At 65.3% G+C, this 15,039-nt stretch carries 10 protein-coding genes and 2 pseudogenes; 4 read left to right on the top strand and 8 right to left on the bottom strand.

Annotated elements, in window-relative coordinates:
• Positions 1 to 75 precede the first annotated feature (75 nt).
• The 4 genes from AC629_RS32880 to AC629_RS32895 all read right to left on the bottom strand — a co-directional run bounded on the left by AC629_RS32880 (position 76) and on the right by AC629_RS32895 (position 4,563).
• Positions 76 to 972, bottom strand: coding sequence for a carbohydrate ABC transporter permease (locus AC629_RS32880; RefSeq protein WP_084808962.1), 897 nt, complete (start codon positions 970 to 972; stop codon positions 76 to 78).
• Positions 965 to 1,921: a carbohydrate ABC transporter permease gene (locus AC629_RS32885; RefSeq protein WP_084808963.1), complete on the bottom strand. Its 957-nt coding sequence runs from the start codon at positions 1,919 to 1,921 to the stop codon at positions 965 to 967. The genes AC629_RS32880 and AC629_RS32885 overlap by 8 nt, the downstream gene beginning before the upstream one ends.
• A 166-nt stretch (positions 1,922 to 2,087) precedes the next feature.
• Positions 2,088 to 3,431: an ABC transporter substrate-binding protein gene (locus AC629_RS32890; protein WP_084808964.1), complete on the bottom strand. Its 1,344-nt coding sequence runs from the start codon at positions 3,429 to 3,431 to the stop codon at positions 2,088 to 2,090.
• An 88-nt stretch (positions 3,432 to 3,519) separates the two neighbouring features.
• Positions 3,520 to 4,563 (bottom strand): C-terminal binding protein, encoded by a 1,044-nt coding sequence (locus AC629_RS32895; protein ID WP_074119535.1) that lies wholly within the window; start codon positions 4,561 to 4,563, stop codon positions 3,520 to 3,522.
• Positions 4,564 to 4,807: 244 nt separating this feature from the next.
• Here AC629_RS32895 and AC629_RS32900 point away from each other — a divergent pair, with 244 nt between their 5' ends.
• On the top strand, positions 4,808 to 6,493 hold the full coding sequence (locus tag AC629_RS32900) for a methyl-accepting chemotaxis protein (RefSeq protein WP_084808965.1): 1,686 nt from the start codon (positions 4,808 to 4,810) through the stop codon (positions 6,491 to 6,493).
• Positions 6,494 to 6,705: 212 nt separating this feature from the next.
• Here AC629_RS32900 and AC629_RS32905 read toward each other — a convergent pair whose 3' ends face one another.
• Positions 6,706 to 7,683 (bottom strand): Bug family tripartite tricarboxylate transporter substrate binding protein, encoded by a 978-nt coding sequence (locus AC629_RS32905; RefSeq protein ID WP_084808966.1) that lies wholly within the window; start codon positions 7,681 to 7,683, stop codon positions 6,706 to 6,708.
• A 265-nt stretch (positions 7,684 to 7,948) separates the two neighbouring features.
• Entirely contained in the window at positions 7,949 to 8,884 is a 936-nt protein-coding gene (locus tag AC629_RS32910; protein WP_084808967.1) for a DMT family transporter, read from the bottom strand.
• Between the two features lie 105 nt (positions 8,885 to 8,989).
• On the opposite strand from AC629_RS32910, the pseudogene AC629_RS32915 reads away from it, so the two are divergent.
• Positions 8,990 to 9,380: pseudogene (locus AC629_RS32915) on the top strand (DUF1330 domain-containing protein).
• 83 nt (positions 9,381 to 9,463) lie between these two features.
• On the opposite strand, the gene AC629_RS32920 reads toward AC629_RS32915, so the two are convergent.
• Together AC629_RS32920 and mgtA are read right to left on the bottom strand one after the other, a co-directional pair.
• Positions 9,464 to 10,396, bottom strand: coding sequence for a DMT family transporter (locus tag AC629_RS32920; protein ID WP_084808968.1), 933 nt, complete (start codon positions 10,394 to 10,396; stop codon positions 9,464 to 9,466).
• 155 nt (positions 10,397 to 10,551) lie between these two features.
• Entirely contained in the window at positions 10,552 to 13,044 is a 2,493-nt protein-coding gene (gene mgtA / locus AC629_RS32925; RefSeq protein WP_084808974.1) for a magnesium-translocating P-type ATPase, read from the bottom strand.
• A gap of 359 nt (positions 13,045 to 13,403) precedes the next feature.
• Here mgtA and AC629_RS32930 point away from each other — a divergent pair, with 359 nt between their 5' ends.
• Entirely contained in the window at positions 13,404 to 14,696 is a 1,293-nt protein-coding gene (locus AC629_RS32930; RefSeq protein ID WP_084808969.1) for an adenylosuccinate synthase, read from the top strand.
• A 37-nt stretch (positions 14,697 to 14,733) separates the two neighbouring features.
• Positions 14,734 to 15,039, top strand: a pseudogene (locus AC629_RS32935) (hypothetical protein); the annotation flags it as partial.

A 15,039-nucleotide genomic window follows, 5' to 3' on the forward strand; every position in this document is an offset into this window, starting at 1 on the left:
GCGGCAGGATGGGACTAAAGAGGTACGCGGTCTATCAGGATTGCACGATCGGCTGCGATCACGCGCAGTAGCCGGTTACTCCTTGACCGCCCCGGTCAGCGAGGACACGTAGTAATCCACGAACAGCGAGTAGAAGATCGCAACCGGCAGCGAGCCGAGCAGCGATCCCGCCATCAGCGCGCCCCACTGGTAGACGTCACCGGTGACGAGCTCGGTCAGGATCGCGACCGGCACGGTCTTGTTCGCGCCGCTCTGGATGAAGGCGAGTGCGTAGATGAACTCGTTCCAGGACAGCGTGAAGGAGAAGATGCCGGCCGAGATCAGCCCTGGCACTGCCAGCGGCAGCGTGATCCGCCGCAGGATCTGTAGCCGCGTCGCGCCGTCGACCAGCGCGCATTCCTCGAGCTCGTAGGGAATCGACTTGAAATAGCCGATCAGCAGCCAGGTGCAGAACGGCACCAGGAAGGTCGGATAAACCAGGATCAGCGCCATCGGACTGTCGAACAGACCGAATTGCACCACGACGGTGGCGAGCGGAATGAACAGGATCGAGGGCGGCACCAGATAGGCAAGGTAAATGCCGAGGCCGACATAGGGGCTGCCGCGGAAGCGCAGGCGCTCGATGGCATAGGCGGCGAGCGTAGAGGCGAGCAGCGACAGCGTCGTCGATCCGATCGCCACCAGCATGGTCGTCCACAGCCAGCGCGGATAGGCTGTGTCGAACAGCAGGTGCTTGACGTGCGTCAGCGTCGGCGAGGAGATCCAGAACGGATTGTGCTCCCTAAAGTTCATCAGCTCCGCGTTCGGCTTGAACGAGGTGATCGCCATCCAGTAGAACGGAAACAGCAGGATGATCACGAAGCAGGCGAGCGGCAGGTAGATCATCATCAGCCGCCGCAGCCCGGAATCCCAGGCCATGGTGTCGGGGGCCGCCCTCGCGACGGCGGAGGCTTGCGCGACGGTATCACTCATTGCTCTCTCCCTGCTGCCATTTGCGGCGCGCCAGGCCGAAATAGGAGAACACTGTCGCGAACACCAGGAACGGGATCATCGACACCGCGATCGCGGCACCTTCGCCGAGCTCGCCGCCGGCGATGCCGCGCTGGAAGGCGAGCGTGGCGAGCAGGTGGGTCGAGTTTACGGGCCCGCCGCGAGTGATGGCGTAGACCAGCTGGAAGTCGGTGAAGGTGAAGATGATCGAGAAGGTCATGACGATGGCGAGGATCGGCATCATCATCGGGAACGTGATGTAGCGGAAGCGCTGCCAGGCGCTGGCACCGTCGAGCATCGCGGCCTCGTAGAGCGAGGGCGATATGGTCTGCAGGCCCGCCAGCAGCGAGATCGCGACGAAGGGAATGCCGCGCCAGATGTTGGCGGCGATCAGCGAGAGGCGCGCCGGCCAGGGCGAGCCGAGGAAGTCGATATTGGTCTCGCGCCAATGCAGCACGTCGACCAGCAAATAGGAGATGATCGAGAACTGCGGATCGTAGATCCACCAGAACGCCAGCGCCGAGAGCACTGTCGGCACGATCCAGGGCAGCAGCACGATGGCGCGCAAGAGGCTCTTGAACGGAAAATGGTTGTTCAGCAGCAGCGCGAGCCAGAAGCCGAGCGCAAATTTTCCGAAGGTCGCGATCGCCGTGTAGACCACGCTGTAGAACACCGCGTTCCACCACAGGGGATCGGTGAGCAGGTACTGGAAATTCTCGAAGCCTACGAAGACGCCGCTTCGGCCGATCGTGGTGTCGGTGAAGGCGAGCCAGATGCCAAGGCCGAGCGGATAGGTCAGGAACACCGCAAGCAGCCCGATCGCGGGTGCGAGGCACATCACGATCAGGAACGGCTTGTAGTCGAACAGGCGAGCCAGCCAGGATGGCTGCCGCTGCGCCAGTGCGGAGGAGGAAAGTGTCGTCACGGACATCGGATCGGCGTCCCGTTTCAGGCTGTCACCACACCCGTCATTGCGAGCGAAGCGAAGCAATCCAGGCTGTCTCCGTTACAGTCTGGATTGCTCGTCGCTTCAGTGCGGAATTGCTTTGCAATTTTGTCACGAGCTCCTCGCAATGACGGTCGCTTGTCGTCGGCCCTTATTTCTGCCGTCGGAAGTACCGCTTGCAGCGCTGTTCGGCTTCTGCAGCCGCGGCCTCCGGCGTGGCCGCGCCGGTCGCAACGGATGCGAACATCTGGATCAGCACGTAGTCGGCGCTGACGGCACCGGTCGCCGTCGAGATCGGGCCCGCATAGCCGTCGTAATAGGTGCTGTTCATTGTGTCCTTGAACAGCTTCACCTTGGGGTCTTGCGACCACACGGCGGCCTCGGCATAGGCGGCCAGCGGCTGGGACCAGTAGCCGGAGTTGGCGTTGAGCCACGGCTCGTACTGGTCCTTTTCCAGCATGTATTGCAGGAAGGCCTTTGCGGCGTTGGGGTATTGGCTGTGCTTGAACACCATGGCGTTCAGCGTCAGGCCCGCCATCGGAGAGACCTTGGCCAGGCCCTTCGGCAGCAACTGATGCTCGCTGTCGTCGGCGATCGCCTTGGTTGCCGGATCGTTCTTCAGCGAGAAGTAGAGTGAGACGCCGTTGGCGGTCAGCGCGATCTCCTGCGAGGAATAGGCGCGGTTGTTGCTGACGTCATTCCACGCCGTCGTGCCAGGGATGAAGGTCGGGTAGAGCTGCTTGACCCAGTTCAGCGCGGCGATCGTCTCCTTGCTGTTGATGGTGACGTTGCCTTCTTCATCGAGCAGGGCCGCATTGTGAGACCACAGCGCCCAGCTCGCGAAGCCGTTGCCGTCGCCCTTGGCGTTGCCGAGCGCGAAGCCGGCCGGCTTGCCGGCCTTGTGAAGCTTCTGGCACAGGTCGAGGAAACCGGCGTGGTCTTCCGGCGCCTTGTCGAAGCCGACCGATTGCAGGATCGATTTGCGGTAGATCAGGGGACCTGCGGTGGCGCCGAACGGCAGTCCGATCCAGGTGTCGCTCTTGTTCTTCTTGCCGTAGCGCTGCGCGAGCGGCAGCCAGCCGCCATAACGCTTGCCGACATAGTCGGCCACGTCGGTCAGCTCGATCAGCTTGTCGATGTAGATGTGCGGAGCATCGGAGAAGCCGATGATGATGTCGGGGCCGGCGCCGGAATTGGCGGTCACCGCGGTCTGCTGGTTGATGTCCTCCCAGCCGACGAAATCGACCTTGACCTCGACGCCGGTCTCCTTTGTGAACTTGGCCGCATTGGCGCGGAACACGTCTTCGTCGGCCTGGACGAAGCGTACCGGCCGCAGCATGCGCAAGCTCGCGCCTTTCTCGATCGGCAGTTTCGGGGCGGGGACGTCCGCGGCCTTGATCGCGGATTGGGCGTTCGCCGGAGCACCGGTTGCTGCGATTGCCGCAGCGGACAGGCCCAGCACCAAGGCATCACGACGTGTGATGTCGTTCCTCATCAGTTCCTCCCTATGATGTCTCCCTTCCCGGCGTTGATCGCCGGTGAAGGGCCGTTCCGGTTTCCGGCGCGTTTTTCGCGCCGACCGCCTAGCTGTTCGGGCCGCGATCCATGCTGACAGGCTGCCAGCGGCGGAGCGCGGTGTTCTGAAGCACCGACGGATTGACACAGCTTACCGGCCACATGCCCTGAAGCACCAGTGACAATTCGTAGCCCACGCGACGCTTGCGCGCTTCGTCGAACCGTGCCGAGGCCGAGGCGACATGGGCGGTCAGAGTCACGTTCTCCATGCCGAGGATGGGATTGTTGTGCGAGGGCGGTTCCTTCTCCAGCACGTCGAGGGCGGCATGGGCGATCCAGCCCTCCTGCAGCGCCTTGATCAAGCTCTCCTCATCCACCGTGGCGCCGCGGCCCGTATTGATGAAGACCGAACCCTTCTTCATCTGCCGGAAGTGCTTCTCGGTCAGCATGTGATGCACCTCGGGCCGGGCCGGCGCGTGCATCGAGACGAAGTCCGATTGCGACAACACTTCGTTCAGCGTCGCCGGGATGACGCCGTGGTCGTACATCAGCGTTTCCTGGATGAAGGGATCGTAGGCCATCATGCGCAGGCCGAACGGCGCGGCGCGCTTCGCAACCGCACGCGCGACGCGGCCGAACGAGATGAAGCCGAGCGTCTGGCCCATCAGCCGCGGAATCTTCGACAGCGCCGGCCGGCCCTCAGCCCAGCGTCCGCTGCGCACCATCTTGTCCTGCTCGACCAGGCGGCGGAAGCCGGCGAGCAGCAGCATCATGGCGTGGTCGGCGACCTCCTCGATGAAGGTGTCGGGGATGTTGGTGACGGGAATGCCGCGGGCGGTTGCGGCCTTCACGTCGACGCTGTCCACGCCGACCGAGCCGAGCGTGATCACCTTGCAGTTCTCCAGCGCATCGATGATCGACTTGGTGATCGGGATGCCCTTGGCATAGATGGCGTCGGCGGACTTTGCGGCGGCGATGAACCCGGCCTCGTCGGCCGGCGCCTCGATGATCTCGGCGTCGATCGGATCGAGCGCCTCGCGCTCATAGGAATAGTCGCTGCCTGCGACCGTGAAGCTCGCGCCCTTCGGCGTCACCACCCTGTATTTCGGCATTTTCTGCTCCCGATTTGGTCTGTCGGTTCTTGTTGTGACCCAGCCCTTATGGGCAGGCCTTTGCGTCTTTTACGCGAAATCGATGCGATCGCGTACAATTCCCGGTTGTCCGGTTTTCCGCCCGCGCTCCGGGCTTCTACGGAGCTGCCCGTAACAGGTTGATAAGGGGTCGCGCACTAGAAGTTGATTCAATTTGTATCGATTCGCTTGCGTGCCTGTATCCCGTTATTGTCGGAGCCATCCCGTGAAGTTGAGCAATCTGAAGATCGCCCCCAAGCTTGGCATCCTTGTCGGCGTCACCTTGTTCGGCCTGTGCATCTCCGGTGTTCTCGCCGGCTATCTGATGAAGCGCGAGATGGTGAATGCGCGCATCGAACAGGCCAGGTCGATCGTCGAGATGGGGCGCAACTACGCCGCCGCCCTGCAGAAGCGCGTCGATGCCGGGGAGTTGACGAAGGACGCCGCCCTGGCCGACCTTCGCCGCTACGGCAACGCGATGACCTACGACAACGGCGCGGGCTACCTGTTCGCCACGTCCTATGACGGCATCACCCAGCTCGCGCCCGATCCGAAGCAGATCGGCACCAACCGCATGGAGGTCGTGACCAACGGCCGCAAGCTGTCCTGGGAGTTGATGAACGGCGTAAAGGCCAGCGGCTCGATCCTGCTGTACTATGAGTATGCCAAGCCCGGCCAGGATGGGCTGATCCGCAAGATCGGCTACGCCGTGGCCGTCCCCGGCTTCGACATGTTTCTCGGCACGGGTGCTTATCTCGACGATATCGACGCCAAGATGGGACCGGTCTACTGGCTGCTCGGCCTGGCCATGCTTGGTATCGTCATTGTCGCCGGAAGCGTCGCCTGGATGCTCGGCCGCAGCATCAGCGGTCCGCTCGCGCTGCTCGGCGCCCGCATGAAGGATCTCGCCGACGGCAAGCTCGAGGGCGACATCCCCGGCGTCGGCCGCGGCGACGAGGTCGGCGCGATGGCTTCGACCGTCCAGATCTTCAAAGACAACGCGGTTCGTATCCGTGACCTCGAGAAGACCGATGCGGAAGCCAAGGAGCGCGCCGCGGCGGAACGTCGCAGCGCCATGGAGGGCATCGCCAACGACTTCGAACGCAGCGTCAACGGCATCGTCCGCTCGGTCTCCTCGGCCGCGGCCGGCATGCAGAGCACGGCGCAGTCCATGACCGCAACCGCGAGCGACGCGTCGTCGCGCGCGGCGACGGTCGGTGCAGCCTCGCAAAAAGCCTCCGGCAATGTCGGCACGGTTGCCGCCGCCGCCGAAGAGCTGTCGAGCTCGGTTGCGGAGATCTCCCGTCAGGTCACGCGCTCGACCGAGGTTGCGAGCAAGGCCGTCAACGACGCCGAGCGCACCAACGCCACTGTTCAGGTGCTCTCCTCCGGCGCCGAGAAGATCGGCGAGGTGGTCAAGCTGATCCATTCGATCGCGGCGCAGACCAACCTGCTGGCGCTCAACGCCACCATTGAAGCTGCGCGCGCCGGCGAATCCGGTCGCGGATTCGCTGTCGTCGCCTCCGAGGTCAAGGCGCTCGCCAACCAGACCGCGAAGGCGACCGAGGAAATCTCCGCCCAGGTGGCGGCGATGCAAACCTCGACCAGCGACGCGGTCGCGGCCATCTCCGGCATCACCCAGACGATCGCCGAGATGAGCGAGATCACCGCCGGCATCTCAGCCTCGATCGAGCAGCAGGGCGAAGCCACTCGCGAGATCGCCCGCAACATCCAGTCGGTCGCCGCCGGCTCGAGCGAGATCAACGCCCATATCGGCAGCGTCACCTCGGCCGCGGAAGCGACCGGTAGCGCGGCCACCGACGTGCTCACCAATGCCCGCGAGCTGGACAACCAGTCCGGCGCACTGCGCAGCGCCGTCGACGGCTTCCTCGCCAAGGTGCGTGCGGCGTAAGCCGCGCACAGGGACGTTACAATCTACGAACTCGTCATGCCCGGGCTTGTCCCGGGCATGTGCGTTTTCGCAGCCACAGGTCTCGTGCCCGGGGCGCAGCGCAGCACGCCAGTGATGCGCTGCTGAACCGGGGCCCATGTTGCAGCGTTCTGGGTCCCGGCTCTGCGTCGCGTCATTTCATGCCGCGCCGCGTCCGGGACACGAGACTGCCTTTACTGCTTCTCGATCCCCGCGTTCTTGATCAGCTTTTCCCACAGCACGAGTTGCTCGTTCACAAACGTGCCGAGCTCCTCCGGCGTGCCGGAGAAGGCGTCCATGCCGAGCGTGGCGAGCTGGGCCTTGATCTCCGGCTTCTCCACGATCTTCCTGATCTCGGCGTTGAGCCGCGTCACGATCTCCTTCGGCATGCCGGCCGGCCCGAAATAGCCCTGCCACGACGAGATGTCGAAGTCCGGCACGCCGGCCTCCTGCATCGAGGGCAGGTTCGGCACCAGCGGCGAGCGCTCCTTGGTGGTGACCGCGAGCGCGCGCAGCGCGTTGCCGTTGACATGCGGCAGGCCGGTCAGGATGTCCACGAACATCATCGAGACGCGGCCGCCCATGACGTCGTTGAGCGCCGGCGGCGAGCTTTTGTAGGGCACGTGCAGCAGGTCGAGCCCGGCATTGCGCCCAAAGGTGGCGCCCGACACGATCGCCGAGGACGAGCCCGAGGCGTAGCTCAGCTTGCCCGGATTGGCCTTGCCATAGGCGACGAGCTCGCCGACGGTCTTGGCCGGCACGTCGGGATGAACGACCAGCATGAAGGGCAGGTCGCCGGTACGCGCGACCGGGGTGAAATCCTTGACCGGATCGTAGGTCAGGCTCTTGAGCAGATAGGGATTGGCCGAATGCGTGGTGTTTGTTGTCACCAGCAGCGTGTAGCCGTCGGGTGCCGAGCGCGCGACATAAGTCGCGGCGATCATGCCGTTGGCGCCGGCCTTGTTCTCGATCACGATGCCGACGCCAAGCGCCTGCGACAGATGCTGCGAGATCAGGCGGGTGGTGGTGTCGGTGCCGCTGCCGGCTGCGAACGGGAGCACCAGCGTGATGTTGCGGCTGGGATAGGTGTCGGCCTGTGCGGCGGACGCGGCGGCGAGACAAAGCGCGGCTGTGCGGATGGCGCGCAGGTTTCGAATCAACGCTGACAGCATGTTTGGACGTTCCCTCTTTTTCGTTGGTGGGGAACCTAGCTGCTCCTCGTTGGAATCGGAAGGCGTGAGTTTGTCGCCCAGGTCTCGTGCCGCGGGCGCAGCGCAGCACCACAAGCGCGTTTACGCGCGTCTTCGGCGCGCTATGGTGATGCGCTGCTGAACCGGGCCCATGCTGCGGCAATCTGGGTCCCGGCTCTGCGTCGCGTCATTGCATGCCGCGCCGCGTCCGGGACACGAGATCCGGTGCAACGTTAACTCTCCGGAATTATTTTACCGCCGAGCCCTGCCTCGAGGCGATCACGACACCGGCGAGCACCAGCGCGTAGCCGATCAGATGAAACGGCTGGAGCTTTTCGCCGAGCAGCACGATCGCCATTGCCGAACCGAACACCGGGACCAGATGGAAGAACGGCGCTGCCCGGTTCGGCCCGATCAGCGCTACGCCGCGATTGAAGAAGAGATAGGCGAGCGTCGAGGGGAAGATCAGGATGTAGCCGAGCGTTGCCAGCGTCACCGTGTCGAATTGCAGGACGCTGCCGCTCCAGGCCTCCCAGACTGCCATGGGCAGCAGCATCGTCGCGCCGCAGCAGGTCGTGAAGGAGAGAAAGGAGAGCTGATGAACCTTCGGCCGGCGCGGGATGAAGGCGGAGTAGATTCCGAACGCCACCAGCGAGGACGCGAACATGATGTCGCCCCTGTTGAAGCTGATGCTCGCGAGCGCGGCCAGATCGCCCCGCAGAATGATGATCAGCACGCCCGCGAGCGAGATCGCAATGCCGGCGAGCTGCGCGCCGGTCAGGCGCACGCCGAACAGCACCAGTGACCACAGCGCCACGAACAGCGGTCCGGCGGACTGGATCAGCAGCGCGTTCAGCGCCTCCGTGTATTGCATGGCCCAGTACGAGATCGCGTTGTTGAAGGCAAAGCCCACCAGCGACAGGAACAGCATCAAGGGCAGGCTCTTGCGCAAGGCGGGCCAGTCGCGCTTCAGATGCGGCCACGAGAACGGCAGCAGGATCAGGAACACGCCGAACCAGCGGATCGTGGTCACCGTCAGCGGCGGCACATGCGCGCCGACATGGCGTGCGAGCACGATGTTGCCGGCCCAGAACAGCGAGCTCAGGCTCAACAGCAGATAAGGCTGGTTATTGAGCCAACTGGCCGGATTAGAGGCTGATGGCGCGGGCGAGGCAATCGTCATTGGCGTCACATATGACCTTGCGCCGGATTCCAGTCGTGACACAAGTCACGCCGCCGCAATGCTACAATGCAGGCATGACCCGAGGAGGCGCTTTTGGCGGTTAATATGTTGAACATCGAGGGCCTGGAGCAGCTCGATCCGAAGGCACCGGTGGTGATGCTGAACCTGATGCGCTTCCACGCGCGCTCGCGCGACGGCGACGGGTCCGGCTGGGACGCTTATCTCCGTTACAGCGCGATCACGGTGCCCATGATCAGGGCACGCGGCGGCACGCTGCTCTGGACCGGCGAGGCCAAGACGGTCGCGCTCGGCCCGCACGATGGCAACGACTGGGATTTTTTTGGCGCTGGTCTACTATCCCACGGTCGCGGCCTTCCTCGACATGATGACGTCGGAAGCCTACGAGACACAGGCCGATCCACATCGCGTCAACGGCTGCGCCGAGCATGTGATCATCGCGACGAGCGAGGCCTACAGCAAGTTCAAGACGAAGTAGCGCGCGCTCTGTCGCGCGGCGCGGTGCCTTTCCCTCTCCCCTTACAAGGGGAGAAGGAAGACCGGCCAGCCCGTTGTAAAGGCTTAAGTCGCCTGCTTCCTTGACGCCACGAACACGCCCGACAGCACCAGCGCGAAGCCGATGAAGTGGAAGGCTTGCGGGTGTTCGCCCAGAAACGCCATCGCCATGATCGAGCCGAACACCGGCACGATGTGGAAGAACGGTGCGGCGCGGTTGGCGCCGATCAGGCGTACGCCGCGATTGAAGCAGAGATAAGCGAGCGTCGACGGAAACACCGCGACATAGAACAGGGTGAGCAGGTTCGGCCCGTCGAGCTTCATCACGGGGCGCGCGGACAGCTCCCAGATCTCCAGCGGGATGAGACAGGCGGCGCCGGCGCCGAAAGTGAAGGCGAGGAACGACAGGCCGTGCATCGGCGGGCGCTTCAGCGTCAGTACCGAATAGAGCGCGAAGATGACAAGCGCGACGATGAAGATCAGGTCGCCCTTGTTGAACTCGATGTTCGACAGCGTGGTGAAATCGCCATGCAGCAGGATCGTCAGCACGCCGCACATCGACAGCAGCACGCCGAACGCCTGCGCCGCGGTGAGCCGGACGCCCAGGATGACCAGCGACCACAGCGCCACGACCAGCGGCGCGGCCGACTGCAGCAGGAGAGTGTTGAGCGCCTGCGTATGCTCCAGCGCCCAATATTGCAGCGTATTGAAGGCGCCGATGCCGGTGATCGAGAGCAGGATCATCAGGCCGAGCTTGCCGCGGATCGCAGGCCAGTCCTGTGCGAGATGTTTCCAGGCGAACGGCAGCACCAGCAGGAAGGCGAAGGTCCAGCGCAGGATCGAGAGCGTGACCGGCGGGATGTGGCCGGCGGCCAGCCGCCCGACAATGGCATTGCCGGCCCAGCACAGCGCGGTGACGCTGAGCAGCACATAAGGCTGGTTGGCGATCCAGCTATGGGCGGATGATTCGGCGCCCCTGGTCTGGCCGGTGGCGGACATTGTGATTGCTGTGGCCCTGCGTCGAGTGCGCCGATGCCCCGGCCCGGTGAGATCCGGGCCGGCTGATAGCCCGGCCTGCCCAAAGACACGGAAATATGCCCGATATCAATGGGGCGAGGCGCATCGCGTCCATGCGCGCGCGATACGGCGGAACCTCAACCCTTGCGCCCCGTGCGGATCGCTAGCGGCTTCAGCAGCTCGGCGCAGGCGAGATAGACGACGACGAGAAGTGCGATGCCGGCCATCATGATCGGCGGCGGGGCGACGAAGCCAAACCAGGCGCCAAGCGGTGTGAACGGCAGGACCATCGCGACGAGCAGGGCGATCAGCGAGGAGGCCGCGAGCACCAGATCGGGCCAATTGCGCCAGGGCCGCTCGTTGGTGCGGATGATGAAGATCACGAAGATCTGCGTGGCCATCGATTCGACGAACCAGGCAGTGCGGAATTCGTCCGGCGAGGCCTTGAACAGGTACAGCAGCGCGCCGAAGGTCAGAAAGTCGAATACGGACGACAGCGGTCCCATGATCGCGGCAAAGCGCACCAGGTGCGACATACTCCACACCTGCGGCTGCGCCGTCGCCTGGGCCGAAACGCGGTCGAAGGGGATGCCGAGCTCGGAGAGATCGTGGAGCAGATTGTTGAGCAGGATCTGCGTCGGAAGCATCGGCAGGAACGGCAGCGCGATCGAGGCGGCCGCCATCGACAGCATGTTGCCGAAGTTCGAGCTCGCGCCCATGCGGACATATTTGAGGATGTTCGCGAAGGTGCGCCGGCCTTCCTCGACGCCGTCGGCGACGACCTCGAGATCCGAGGCCAGCAGGATCATGTCGGCGGCGGCTTGCGCCACGCCGGTCGCGCCGTCGACTGACAGCCCGACATCGGCCACTTTCAAGGCGGGTGCGTCGTTGATGCCGTCGCCGAGGAAGCCGACCACCTCGCCGCCCGCTTGCAGCGCCTTCACGATGCGCGATTTCTGGTCCGGCGCGAGCCGGCCGAACGCATCGACGGAGCGGACCTGCACGGCGAGCGCCTCGTCGCTGAGCCCGGCAATGTCAGCCCCCGACAGCACGCGCTCGGCGTTGAGCCCGACCAGGCCCGCGAGCCGCTTCACCACCACGGGATCGTCGCCCGAGAGGATCTTCAGGCTCACACCGCTCGCCGCGAGCCGGGCGATTGTGGCTGCGGCCGTCGGCTTCGGCGGATCGGCGAAGGCGCAAAAGCCTTCGAAGGCGAGATCGGTCTCGTCGTCCGTCTCGACCTCACGCAGCGGTCCGCGCCACATCCGCGAGGCAATGGCCACAGTGCGCAGGCCTTCGCTGGCGAGCGCATGCACGCGCGCCATCGCCGCGGCGCGCGCGCTCCCGTCCATCGTGCACAATTCGAGCACGGCTTCCGGCGCGCCCTTGACGATCAGCCGCGTGCCTTCGGGGCCGGTCGCGAGCACGGATCCCAGCCGGCGCGAGAAGTCGAATGCCTGTCGCCCGGCCAGCGTCCAGCCTTGGGCGGCGTCCGGCCGGCCCGCAACGAGGGCGGCATCGAGCGAGCCGCGATCGCCGCCGAGCGATGCCGCGATGGCGCCGAGCTGCGCGGCGCGGTCGTCGTCCTTGCCGGCGGCATCGAGGCTCCTGGCGAGCGTGATCTCTGCCGATGTCAGTGTGCCGGTCTTGTCCGTGCACAGCACGGTCATGGCGCCGAGATCGTGGATCGCGGCAAGCCGCTTCACGATCACCTTGCGACCGGCCATGCGCAGCGCGCCCCGCGACAACGTCACCGTGGTGATCATCGGCAGCAGTTCCGGCGTCAGCCCGACAGCGAGCGCGACCGCGAACAGCAGCGAGTCCAGCACCGGGCGGCCGAACACGACACGGACGGTGAGCACGACCAGCACGAGCGCCAGCGTGGCGCGCGCGATCACGAGGCCGAACTCGCGCAGGTTGCGCTCGAAAGGCGAGGGCGCCTGCGCTTCGGCAAGCGCGGAGGCCGCCGCTCCGAACACGGTGTCCCGACCAGTCCTGACGACGAGCGCGATCGCCTCGCCGGTTTGCGCCACCGCGCCGCGGAACAGCGCATTCGAGGTGTCGTCTGGGTCGGTGGCGGCGCCGGCGCGCTTGGGCACCGGATATGGCTCGCCGGTGAGCGCGGCTTCGCCCGCGGTGAAGGCCGTGCTCTCCAGGATCAGCGCGTCCGCCGGAATGATGTCGCCGGAGCGGACGCGCAGGACGTCGCCGGGCACGACCTGATCGACGTCGACCTCGCGGAAGGTGCCGTCGCGCCTGACTTCGGCCTTGAGCGCCACCGAGCGACGGAGGATCTCGGCAGCTCGGACCGCGTGGCCCTCCTGGATGGTGTCGAGCCCGATCGAGAGTGCGAGAATCAGGACAATGATGAGCCCGCCGATCCCGTCGCCGGTCAGCATCGAGATGAAGCCGGCCACCAGCAGGATCAGCGATAGCGGCTGCCGGCGCAGGATCGCGCGCGCCGCGCCCTCGATGCGCGGTGGCGCGTCGCTGTTCGGGCCGAAGCGGGCGAGGCGTTCGGCCGCTTCCGTCGCGGTCAGGCCCTGCAAGGAGCAGCCGAGCTGCGCGCAGAGCGCTTCACTCGACGTACGCCAGAAATGGCTCGCCTGGCTGTTCAATGGCTTGGTCACGGTGTTCCGAAATCGAGGGCGGCTCGGCGGCGGAAGGTAAGCTGCGAAGGTGACAGCCATCCCTTGGCGCAATCGCGGGGCGGAACGGTTGATACGGGTCAATCCGGCCGCCTGCCGACCGCGAATGTTGCAAGATTTTAAGGGTATATCAAAGGCTTGAGCCGGGCCCTGGGCCCCGAAAAAGCCCCCTTCTTGCTTGCCTAGAGAGGCTGCTTCCTTTATCCGGTTGACTGCCTCGCGTGCGAGCGGCCTTGGGCCGCGGATTAGGCTGGGCGCAGACATGATCCCGGAAAAGTGGGCACCGGTTTTCCGCGAGGATCATGCCTCTTAGGGACAGATTGAATAGGGATTACCCGCGAATGGCCAACGTTGTCGTCGTCGGCGCCCAGTGGGGCGACGAAGGGAAGGGCAAGATCGTCGACTGGTTGTCGGAGCAGGCGGACATCGTCGTTCGCTTCCAGGGCGGCCATAACGCTGGCCACACGCTGGTCATCAACGGCAAGACCTACAAGCTCGCGCTGTTGCCGTCCGGCGTGCTGCGCGACCAGAAGCTGTCGGTGATCGGCAACGGCGTGGTGTTCGATCCACAGGCTTTCCTCGACGAGGTCACCAAGCTGCGGGCGCAGGGCGTCGCGGTCTCGCCGGACAATCTGCGCATCGCCGAGAACGTCACCCTGATCCTGCCGCTGCACCGCGAGCTCGACGCGCATCGCGAATCCGCCAGCGCGGCGACCGCGATCGGCACCACCCGCCGCGGCATCGGCCCGGCCTATGAGGACAAGGTCGGCCGCCGCGCCATCCGCCTGATGGACCTCGCCGACCTCGACACGCTCCCGCACAAGATCGACCGGCTCCTTGCTCACCACAACGCATTGCGCCGCGGCCTCAACCTGCCGGAGTTCGACGGCAAGGAGATCCTGAAGGAACTGAGCGCGCTGGCGCCGCAGCTGCTGCCCTATGCCGAGACGGTGTGGCGGCTGCTCGACATCAAGCGGCGCGAGGGCAAGCGCATGCTGTTCGAGGGCGCGCAAGGCGCGCTGCTCGACGTCGATCACGGCACCTATCCTTACGTTACCTCGTCCAACACGGTGGCGGCGCAGGCGGCGACCGGCGCCGGCCTCGGACCGGGCGCGGTCGGGTATGTGCTCGGGCTGTGCAAGGCCTATACGACCCGCGTCGGCCAGGGACCGTTCCCGACCGAGCAGGACAACGACATCGGCCGCAAGATCGGCGAGCGCGGCCGCGAGTTCGGTACCAACACCGGCCGTCCCCGCCGCTGCGGCTGGTTCGACGCCGTGCTGGTCCGCCAGGCGGTCCGGACCTGTGGCATCAACGGCCTGGCGCTGACCAAGCTCGACATCCTCGACGGCTTCGATTCGATCGAGGTCTGCACCGGCTACAAGCTCGACGGCAAGGAGATCGACCATTTCCCGGCCGGCGAGGGCGCCCAGGCCCGGGTCGAGCCGATCTACGAGACCATCGAGGGCTGGAAGGAGCCGACCGCCAATGCGCGGTCCTGGGCCGACCTGCCGGCCCAGGCCATCAAATATGTCCGCCGGATCGAGGAATTAGTAGGGTGCCCGGTCGCACTGCTTTCCACCAGCCCCGAACGCGAGGATACTATCCTGGTGCAAAATCCGTTTGAGGCTTAACGATCTCTTACCGGGACGCGCGTATAGTTGAGTAGAAATGGCTGATTACTACCCGCTGATCGCCCGCGCTATTGCCGCCCTGGACCCCAACGCTCCCGGCGAAAGCCGTCGCGCGCTCTATGAACGGGCGCGCACGGCGTTGATCGCGCAGCTGCGCAGCGTGCAGCCGCCGCTCTCCGAATCCGAGATCACCCGCGAACGGCTGTCGCTGGAAGAGGCCGTCCGTAAGGTCGAATCGGAGGCCGCCCAGCGGGCCCGCGAGGCCTCGCGCCCCGGTGGCGGCGCCCGTAGCAGCGGCAGCGGCGATGCGTTCCGCCGGGCTACCGCCCGTGCCGCCGAGGGC

The sequence above is a fragment of the Bradyrhizobium sp. NAS80.1 genome (assembly GCF_001908205.1).
Taxonomy (GTDB): domain Bacteria; phylum Pseudomonadota; class Alphaproteobacteria; order Rhizobiales; family Xanthobacteraceae; genus Bradyrhizobium.